The organism is Aquibacillus koreensis, from assembly GCF_025154055.1.
Lineage (GTDB): Bacteria > Bacillota > Bacilli > Bacillales > Amphibacillaceae > Aquibacillus_C > Aquibacillus_C koreensis.
In genome coordinates this window covers 60,729-71,595 of sequence record NZ_JAOALK010000052.1, presented here as the reverse complement: position 1 = coordinate 71,595, position 10,867 = coordinate 60,729, and the positions used below count along the sequence as shown (strand labels likewise).

Sequence of the window (10,867 nt, the reverse complement as noted above, 5' to 3'; positions counted from 1 at the left end):
AATCGCTCAAGTAGAGCAGTCTAAGAACTGCCCTTGAGCGAAGCCCTTACATCCACGGGGCAAGCCCGCGTGGTTTTACGGGCTATTTCTATAACTTTCATTATAATCAATTTCACATATGATAGAAGGTGATTCGTACGTATAAAAATAAGATATTTCACAGTGCACTGGCTAACTCTGACTTTAATCTGCTGTTCTTACTCTTTCTTATCAGTAATACCATGATTCTTCCCTGACTATAATTGCCTAATAGCGAGATTTATATAAGTGCCTTCAATTCCATTCTTGCTTTTATTAATAACATTTTGTCAGAACGGTATAAGGACTATGCTATGTAATTTCCATCAAACTTATACATTATGGTAAAATATAAGTAGGACATGTGCTATGGACCTATATCATTTCATCTTAGAATCGGACACGTAAAGGAGGATTTGTATGACACGAAGTTTATTTGCTGCTACAGAATGGATTGCCAAATTCGCATATATAAATTTGCTTTGGATGCTCTTCACAATTGTCGGCCTTGTTATTTTTGGTTTTTATCCGTCAACGATCGCGATGTTTACGATCATGCGAAAGTGGATTATGGGAAATTCGGACCTTGCAGTTTTTAAAACATTTTGGAATACATTTAAAAAAGAGTTTCTGAAAAGTAACTTACTTGGCTTGTTTATAACAATAGTAGGGATCATTATATATATAAATTTACAGTACATGCAATTGAATAGAGGAACTTTGATGGAATTAACACATATACCATTGTATTTATTCATAATAGTGTTCGCATTAACTCTACTGTATTTGTTCCCAGTTTATGTTCATTATGATGTTTCCTTGTTTCAGATGTTTAAAAATGCTTTACTAATTATGTTCATTAACCCGCTCTATAACATTGCGATGATTGCTGGAATTGCAATAACCTTATACGCTTTATACTATATACCAGGCACATTATTTTTCTTTGGTGGAAGTCTAGTAGGATTTCTAGTTATGGCTACATGCTTTCAAGCTTTTCAGAAAGTGGATCAAAAGAAACAACAGTTGGCTGGAGAAAGTTAAAGTAAAAGGACTCCATTTCTAAGAAATGGAGTCCTTTTTGTTTACTAATATCTAATAACTGGTTATATCTAATCACATAATTCCGTTACGCTTTTATGGATTCGGCTAATCTCGAATATCAAGATTCTATAAACCTTGCTCAAAAATTCCCTGTTCTCGTCTAAACAGTTTATTTTAATTTCTCATTAACATCGTCTTAGTAAACCAGTAAAGTCAGTTAGTAAGTTCTCTTTATACAAAATTAGACTCACCCTAGGAAAATCCTAAAGCAAGTCTAATACTTTGTTTTCTTATTTCAATTATCCTTTTACAGAACCCGCTGCAATACCTTCTACAATTCGGTTACTTAGAATGAAGTAGGCAATTAATACCGGGATAATACTAATCATTAGTGTTGCACCAATTGCACCCCAGTCAGTCAAGTACTGTCCGACGAAGTTTTGGATACCAACTGTTAATGTCTTCCATGTATCAGAACTAATAAACGTGTTAACAAACACAAATTCGTTCCAGTTATAAATCATATTAATAATAACTGTTGTTGATATTACTGGTGTTGTCATCGGCAACGTAATCTGGAAAAAGATCCGGTGTACCGAACAGCCGTCCATAACTGCCGCTTCCTCAACCTCACGAGGTAAAGTGTAATAAAAACCAAGTAAGATCATGATTGTTAGCGGTAGGTTAAATGCTACATACGAAAGAATGATTGATAATGGATTATCAATAACGTTAAGTCTGTTAAAGAAATCAAACAATGGAATTAATGTAGAGTGAATTGGGATCATAATACCAACCATAAACATCCCTAACACCAAACTGCTAAGTTTCCAATGCATACGTGTAATTGCAAACGTTACAAAACTAGCCAACAACACTGTAAGAATTACAGATATAACAGTAATCCATACACTATTAAAGAAAAATTGACTAATGTTACCATCCGTCCACGCTTTAGCATAATTTCCCCACTGTGGATCCTCTGGCAAGGCAAATGGAGACCTACCAAATATCTCTGAATTCTGTTTTAACGAAAAGATGAATAACCAGACTAACGGATAGATTTGGAACAAGGCAACTAGTCCTAATACTAGGTAGAGGAGTCCAAATCCAATACGATTCATTGGTGTATTTGTTTCTTTTATTCCATTACTCATAATTACAACTCCTCCTTCTTAGTATTGAATTTCATCGCCTGATGCCGTTAATTTTCTTATTAACCATGTAAGAATTAGACAGATCACTAGTAATGCAAAACCAACTGCACTACCATAACCAAAATTATAAGTTCCAAAAGCTTGACGGTACATATAAGATGCCATAACTTCACTTGCACCGTTTGGACCTCCGCCTGTCATTACGTAGATTAAATCAAAGTATTTTAATGAACCTACGATTGCTAAAACAACCGTTACTTTAATAACTCCCATAATTAAAGGAATTTTTATTTTATATGCAATTTGAATTGGATTAGCACCATCAATTCTTGCAGCTTCTACAAGTGATTCAGGAATACCTTTTAAAGCTGCAGAATAAATAATAATGTAAAAACCTGCATACTGCCAAATGATCGCTATAAAGATGGAAAATAACACAGTATCTGTATCAGCTAACCACGCTGGTGGGTTATCCACTCCAAGAGTTGTTAGTAAGCTATTAAGAATACCATTATTTGGATCATATACTTTCAACCAAAGTTGTGCGATTGCAACAGATGATAAAAGCATTGGTATCAAATAGATCTTTCTTAATAATTCCGAACCCTTTAATTTATTTGCTAAGATTAGTGAAATTGCTAAATATGCAATTAATGATATTGTGGAAAAAAGAGCAAGTAAGAAAGAGTGGTAAGCACTATCCCAGAATTTCCCATCTCCCATCAACTCTGCGTAATTTTCCAACCCTATAAATTTCATTGCTCCAATGCCATCCCAATCCATTAATCCGTAGTAACCAGATAAAATTATGGGAACAAACATTAAGACTCCAATTAGGAGCAGGGCAGGCAAGACATATAAGGCTATAACTACTTTATTCGACATGACTTTATTCATAGATGTGTCTCCCCTTTCGAGATTACTGATGAAAAGGACATATCAGAAGTAAAAGATATGCCCTCTCCGATCTTAGTATTTATCTTTTTCTATTTTTTTTATTTTATTCTCTTTACCGAGAATATCTAGTTGGTTACAATCAATAAAGCCTAATTATTCTTCATTCTCTTTAGCTATTGCTTCATCATGTGCTTCTGCAAACTCTTGTGGAGTCACTTCTCCGCCAAATAGAGCTTGGATTTGGTTTAAGTGTACTTCAGCTGCTGCTGCAGATAACTGAACATCAGCATATAGAGTTAGGTTAGAAGCTTCGTTTAAATCGTTCAATACATCGATATACATTTCTGGAAGATCAGTTTCAGATGTATCTACTTTTGTTGCCGGGATAACACCCGCATCCGTTACAGATCTTTCTCCCCATTTTTGTACGAAGAATGAAACAAATTCTTTAGCTTCATCTTTTACATCAGAATCTTCAGATACGAATAGACCAACACCAGGTCCTCCTACTAAGCTGTCTCTGTTGCCTTTTCCACCTTCTACTTCAGGGAACTTCATGTAGTCTATACTATCTTTAAACTCTTGTGAATTATTTTCATTTGTTGTGTACTCAGGAAGATCCCAAGAACCCATTAAATACATTGCTGCTGCTTCATTTAGGAAATATCCTTTTGCTTCATCATTTCCAAGGCCATTATAACCATTAACAAATGCACCCATATCAACTAATTCTTGAATCTCTTCAGCAGCTTGAATTAGACCTGGGTCTGTGAAGCTACCTTCTCCACTAATTGCATTTGGAAGTGCATCTGGTCCAGCAATACGGTCAGCTAAGTACATATACCACATAGAACCCGTCCAGCGGTCTTTGTTACCAAGAGTAACAGGCGTTACACCATTATCAACAAGTGTTTGGATACCGCTTTTTAACTCTTCATACGTTTCAGGTGTATCAACACCGTTATCTGAGAAAAGTTTTTGGTTGTAATACAATGGAGTGATGTTTAGCTCTAATGGTAATCCATAAGTAGTTCCATCTAATGCATATGCTTCAGCAGTACCTGGAACAAATAAATCGTTAAGGTCACCTTCTAATAAGTCATCTAGTGAAGCAAACTTATTACCATCAACATATGGTGTTAAGAAACCAGCTGCCCAAGTCATACCTACATCAGGTAATTCATTGGAAGCAGACAATACCTTTAATTTTTCTTTGTACTGCTCGTTACCTAGGATCTCAACCTCTACAGTAACACCTTCATTTTCGCTTTCGAACTCATCAATGATGTCGTTTACAATTGCAAAGTGTTGTGGTGAGCTACCTTCAGGCCATAAGTGCATGAAGTCGATCGTTTTATCTTCACCGCTATCAGCAGTTTCACCTGAATCACCATTGTTTGTAGATTCACCTGAATCATTTGAATCTGTACCTTCATCGTCATTACCACATGCTACAAGAGCGAAGACGGTAAATAACGATAGCAATATTAATGCAAGCGTTTTCTTTTTCACTATAATACCCCCATACTTTTTGTTGTGTATTACAACTTTAAGTTTACCATTCTACAAATTTTTATGTAAGGTAACGATGTTTGGGTAAAATACTACTTTCTTTAGGAATCGCTTACATTGTTTTTTCTGTATGAATTCGGTGTAATATCTTCATTTTGTTTAAAGATTTTTATAAAGTATTTAGATGTTTTATACCCAACTTTTTCTGCGATATCAGTAATCGGTAGGTCAGTGGTCATTAATAAGTTTTTCGCATGAAGTAGCCTACTTCTTGTAAGGTATTCACTAAAAGTAACCTGAATCTGCTCTTTAAATAATGCACTCAAATAGCTAGCATTCAGATGAACATGATCTGCTACCTCTTTCAATGTGAGATCCTTATAATAATGTTCATCAATATATGCTAGAGCATCTCTAATGGAAGCAGTGTAACGGTCCTCTACATTTATATCTAAAAATTTATCGTCAACAACTTTTTCAATAATATCAGATCTTTCACGCTTCTGTTCTTCCAAAAGTGCCTGCTCCACTGCTTCAATTAGTTTTTGTTTACTAACCGGCTTTAATAGATAATTGACAACTCCTAATCGAAGTGCCTGCTGTGCATAATCGAATTGCGAGTAGGCAGATACTACAATAACGACAGGATTTATTTCTTCTTCCTTTAAGATTTCTAATAATTTTAGACCTGTCGTTTCTGGCATACGAATATCAGTAATTAACAAATTAATCTTATGCTGTTTGATGACTTCAATCGCTTCATCTGCACCACCAGCACTTATGATATGGTATTTTCCGTTTGCCCAGTTATCTATTGTTCTTTTTAATCCTTGTCTTGTTCGTGGCTCATCATCTACAATTAAAATCGTTTTTGAATGCACTATTCCTTCCCCCCGTTCAACGGTATATCAAATGAAATGCTTGTCCCTTTGTCTTTCTCACTCTCAATCTTAATTCCTTCTAAATGTTCATTTTGGTAGTAGAGGTGTAATCGTTTTTGTACATTTGAAATAGCGATACCCTTTCCTTTTATAGATGTAACGCCACCCTCTTGTAATGAAAGGTAAATTGATTTTATTTTTTCTGGCTTCATACCTGGACCATTGTCTGTTACCTTAATTGTAATCATTCCTTCTTGAATTGATTTCATCACATTTACAGACACATGGCATGGATGTGAAGTGTTTCCCGCACCATGTAAAATGGCATTTTCCACTAGTGGCTGAATCAATAGTTTCGGAATCTTGACGTCCTCCCATTGAACAGAAACGGCCTTACTCCATGTTAATCGTTCCCCAAAACGCATTTTCATAATTTGCATGTAACGCTCTATATGCTCAAGTTCTTCACTAATTGAAACCCACTCACTCTTGCTAATATGTGTAATTGTGTATCTGAACAATTCAGACATTGCAAGTACATGTTCAGCAAGTTCTTCTTCCTCCTTATCTTCTAACGACCAATACAGTGCATCCAGTGTATTAAAAAGAAAATGCGGGTTTATTTGTGCCTGAAGTGCTTTTAGCTCTGTTCTACTGCGCGTAAGTTCTTTTTCATACACCATCTTTATCAAATGGTTTGTTTCTTCAACCAGTTGATTATACGTGTTATTCAATTCATTAATTTCATTCGTAGAGGCAATATCAGGATTGGATGTTAGCACCCCTTCGCTTGCTTTTCGCATTGTTTTCGTTAGTTTTACAATCGGATTTGTAATTAATGTTGAAAGGAAAAATGAGCTCACCAAAAAAATAACAATACCAATAAGACCAGAAACAATAATTCCCGTTCGTAAAACAGATATCCCTTGTGTTAACGTACTAACCGGGGTTAAGATCACTAATGTCCATCCAGTTAACTGAGATTTCTGCTTAATGAGCATGTAATCATTACCATCTATTTCTAACGTGCCTGTCTTATGTGAAAGTACCTCTCTAATATCACGGTTATAATTCGTGACAATTGGTTTATTATTGTGGTCCACCAATATCGTGTACTCATTGACAATATCTTGAGATTCATTCGATAATTGAAAGTTCGTTTCGTTCACTCGTACTAATAAGTAACCCCCATTAATATAAGCTTGATCCATAAGACTAACCCGCCTTATTGCTAAAAAGAAATTCGGATCGCGATCGTCCTCCCCAATCCAAAGTAAACTCCCTTTCAATTCTTTCGCTTTTTCCAACGTTTGTGGATGTATTCGCCCCGTTAAGCTCTCATCTCCCAAAGGTATAACCTTCTCTAAATCTTGTGTATATAATTCAATAGAATAAATTCCATCAGCATTAGCTTGAAGTGTATTGATCGTCTCCATTAATGATTGCCGTTGATTAAACGTTGGAGACTTCCCATTCATTTGATCTAATAACACCTGTTGGACGTCACCATTAGTAGCGACCTGCTTTGTCACCATGTTGATTTGTTCATATAAGGATTCAAAACGACCATTTGATTCAATAGCAACCTGTTGAATTTGTTCTTCTGCGTTATTTTTTAACAACATCGATACTCGGCTAAACGTCATAGCTCCAACAATGGCCAAAACAATTACCATCACAGTTAAAAATACAACTAGTATTTGGTTACGTAATGTGTTCCATCTTTTTAGTATATCTTTTAACGATTTCAAATGAAATCAACCCTTCTAGGATATAACAACTTAAATTACATTCACAAAAAACAAATCTATGTAGCTATAATTTTACCATGAAACGACATGAAATGCCTAAATAAACGGATATAGTAAGAAGATCTACCTAAAGGAAAAAATTGTAATTGTTTTGGAATGTTTAAATAATTGTCTGAGGTGTAATAGAGTACTAGAAAGAAAAAGAGGCTAACAAAATGTCAGCCTCCCCTTTTTGTATTAATTATGCTCTTTTTCTTCTTACATATAGTAGGTAACCAGCACCAATGATTAACATGAACGTACCTACTGCTAACCAATTGTAAGTGTTAGTTGCTGTGTCAGGAAGTTCATTTTCGTCTGAATCGTCAGACTCATCTTCTGTACCTTCGTCGGCACCGTCGTTAGATCCTTTATCAGATCCATCTTCTTCTGGTGTTTCACCTGGAGTTTCTCCTCCTGGTGTTTCACCCGGAGTTTCTTCTACTGGTTCTTCACCTGGATTTTCTTCTCCTGGTGTTTCACCCGGCTCTTCACCAAGTTGTTCTTCTAAATCTTCAATCTTACTTAACAATTCTTCAATTTTACTTGTTAAGTCACCAATTTGAGTTACAAGATCTTCAAGAGTAGCACCTTGCTCTTCAATTTGAGTGGTAAGTTCTTCTAATAGTGTTTCTAAATTAGTAACTTGTTCTTGAAGTTCACCAATTTGTTCTTGGTTACTTTCTTTAAGATCCTCAATTTGTTGTTTTAATTCTTCAATCTTTGCTTTTAATTCTTCAATTTGAAGCTGTTCTTCAGACGGCTCCACAAGTGTAAGATTACCGTACACAGATGGATCTGACCATCCCATACCAGTGTAATCATTCCATATTGCTACACTATTTCTAGCACCATCTACAGCATCGTTGATTTGTACATCAAAACCAATTGTATCAACATCTACAAGTGATGTAGTCTTAAATGGAATTTTCATTTCTACAAAGTAGTTTGTTCCATCTACTACTGCTTCAGATTCAAATCCTTCACTAATATCTCCTGGGTTGAACGATTGCTCATTATCGAAGTTTACTCGATACTGACCGTGTCCATCACCATAAGACGCAGCTTTCGTGTTCTGTTCATCAAGAAATACTTCAACAGAATCATGTTCGTAAGCATTAGCAGAAGTTTTATCTAACTCACCATCAGTAACTTCAACTAATACATATAAGTTTTCAGCATCCCATAATACTCTCGCTTCACCGGTTGCACCGTTATGAGCAGATTGGAAACGGTCAATAGGCAGAACAGGAGCATTACTCCATAATTCTTCAATTTCACCATCAATTGTTGCTGTGCCAAATGCTGCATCTCCTGATCTAGCTTCAACCTCAATTGGAGCGTTCTCTTCAATGTAGGTTGCAGTATCTTGAAGTGCATAATAAGCTTCTTTTGCTTGCAAATTGCCATCAAATAACAATGGATTATCTTCGCTTCTCCAGCTATGTCTATCACTTAAGCCCCATAAGGTAACTCGTGACATATGATCTGAATGCTCTTTATATAGATCAAATAACTGTGCGTAGAAATAAGCTTGTTCTTTTTCTTCTTCTTCAGTTAGAGTAGTTGTATTTGAAGCACCTACATCTAATTCTGTAACACCTACATCTACACCTAATTCGATAAATCTTTCTAAGGAAGTTCTAACGTTTTCAATGTTCACACTTGTAGTGTAGTGAGATTGCATTCCAACTCCTGAGATTAATTTACGATCATCATCAGGATTTTCTTCTGCGTAACGCTCATTAATATCTTTTACCATGTGATACATTGTTCTTGCCTTTGGTTGTAGGTGATCATTGTAGTCATTATAATAAAGCACCATATCGTGTCGCCCTAGACTATCTGCTACTTCTCGAGCATATTTATATGCTTCGTAAAGATAATCGTCACCAATTGATTGTAACCATCCGGAGGATTGTCGTAAGTTAGATTTCCAATCTTCAGGATTTGAAAAACTTCCATCTAATGCTTCATTCACAACATCCCAGCTGATTAGCGAATCTCCAGCAATTGCGTCAGCACTTGTCATTACCTTGCTAATGTGCGTTTTCATATTTGCTAATGCTTCATCAGGTGTCTTATAAGATCCATCTTCATTTTGATAAAGTGAATCTTCTGACTGTGAATGCCACATTAACACGTGACCATGCACTAACAAGTTTTTATCTACAGCATTCTGCAGGAATGCATCTTGACTCGAATGTGTAAAATTGCCTTGATCATCATAGTAAGCTTCTGGTTTCATGACATTTTCTGCCGTAATCAAATTATGATGTTTTGTCATAATTTCAAGATCTCTACCTGCAAAATGGTTGGTTCCAACTGCGTTTCCAATATAGAAATGATCTGCATAGATATCTTTTAATGGTGTTAGATCTTCTACTGCATAATCCGGCACATATACTTCTGCTTTGAAGTCATCGATATAATAGGAAACACCTGTTGTTTGTGCTTCATCATATTCTTCTTCCACATAGAAAGATAATGCTTCTATATCTTGTGGTACAGCATAAGTTCCTTCTAGTAGAACCCATTCATCGGAAGTAACCGTTACAGGCTCGATAACTGGAGGATAATAAGTAGTTTCTCCATTAACTGTTTGAGCAGCTGATAATTGTAATGGTGTATCCTCTTGACCAGGTGCTAATTTCACCCATAAGCTAAAATTATACTCATGTCCAGGGTACATTTCATCAAATAAATCAATTAATGCCGCATCTGAAGACCCTAGACGGTTGCTAACAGATAAGCCAAATTTGCTATCTCTTGCAGCATCAGCCGTCACATCAAGAACTACATTATCTTGACGTTGAACCCAGCCCTGTGCTGTTCCATCTTCGAAATCAGTGTCTGCTGCAACTTCTTCACCTGCAGGAATTCCTTCAACGGGCTCCTCTACAGGATCTTCTACAGGTTCTTCCATAGTACCTACATGCATGACTTTGAAATTGTCTAGATAATAGTCATTTGTAGTAAAAGCATTATCTGCATTTTGAGTCTGCAACCAAACTAATAATTCAGTTGCTTCATGCTCATACCCAAAGTTTTCAAGAGTAAGTGTTGTCCAATCGTCTGCATTTACTGCAGTTGGATTAATTAACCATGGGTATTCATTATATTCAGGATCAGTACTTGGATAAGAATACTTTGATCCAAGTACAACATTAGTAGTTCCTTCTTTTAATTTCACATCAAAACTAATTGTATAAATCTCGCCTTGAGTTAATTCTTGTCCTAAGTCATATAGAAGTCTTGATTCTGTTTCTGTTGGTCGATTAAGGTACCCTAAGGATTTCTCTCCAGTAACATCATCTGTTACGATTTCTATATCTGCTGGTGCAAGATTGTCCCAACCTAAACTGGACCAGCCTGTTGTAGAATCATCTTCAAAATCGAAATTTAAAACCTCATTTGGTGTAACTTCTGCTGCACTCACCGATGAAAGCAAGCCTGGCGGTACAAGCAAGTTAAAAATAAGTAGTAAAACCATTGCAAAACTAAATTTCTTTTTCATCTTGCGCCTCCTTGTAAATAGATAGTGTAATATTCTGATAATTGACACCGT

At 35.9% G+C, this 10,867-nt stretch carries 7 protein-coding genes; 1 reads left to right on the top strand and 6 read right to left on the bottom strand.

Annotated features, from left to right (window positions below):
• Positions 1-438 precede the first annotated feature (438 nt).
• Positions 439-1,062 carry a YesL family protein gene (locus NYQ66_RS14975; RefSeq protein ID WP_259870548.1) on the top strand — a complete coding sequence of 208 codons (624 nt, stop codon included), beginning with the start codon at positions 439-441 and terminating at the stop codon, positions 1,060-1,062.
• 299 nt (positions 1,063-1,361) lie between these two features.
• Here the strand turns inward: NYQ66_RS14975 and NYQ66_RS14970 are convergent, their stop codons facing one another.
• From NYQ66_RS14970 to NYQ66_RS14945, 6 genes are all read right to left on the bottom strand, one after another.
• Entirely contained in the window at positions 1,362-2,219 is an 858-nt protein-coding gene (locus NYQ66_RS14970; protein WP_259870547.1) for a carbohydrate ABC transporter permease, read from the bottom strand.
• Between the two features lie 18 nt (positions 2,220-2,237).
• Complete coding sequence (locus NYQ66_RS14965) at positions 2,238-3,116, bottom strand: carbohydrate ABC transporter permease (protein ID WP_259870545.1); 879 nt, start codon at positions 3,114-3,116, stop codon at positions 2,238-2,240.
• A 153-nt stretch (positions 3,117-3,269) separates the two neighbouring features.
• Positions 3,270-4,631, bottom strand: coding sequence for an extracellular solute-binding protein (locus NYQ66_RS14960; RefSeq protein WP_259870556.1), 1,362 nt, complete (start codon positions 4,629-4,631; stop codon positions 3,270-3,272).
• A gap of 98 nt (positions 4,632-4,729) precedes the next feature.
• Positions 4,730-5,509, bottom strand: coding sequence for a response regulator transcription factor (locus NYQ66_RS14955; protein WP_259870543.1), 780 nt, complete (start codon positions 5,507-5,509; stop codon positions 4,730-4,732).
• Entirely contained in the window at positions 5,509-7,260 is a 1,752-nt protein-coding gene (locus NYQ66_RS14950; RefSeq protein ID WP_259870541.1) for a cache domain-containing sensor histidine kinase, read from the bottom strand. The genes NYQ66_RS14955 and NYQ66_RS14950 overlap by 1 nt, the downstream gene beginning before the upstream one ends.
• A gap of 241 nt (positions 7,261-7,501) precedes the next feature.
• Positions 7,502-10,816: an endo-1,4-beta-xylanase gene (locus NYQ66_RS14945; RefSeq protein ID WP_259870539.1), complete on the bottom strand. Its 3,315-nt coding sequence runs from the start codon at positions 10,814-10,816 to the stop codon at positions 7,502-7,504.
• Positions 10,817-10,867: the final 51 nt, after the last annotated feature.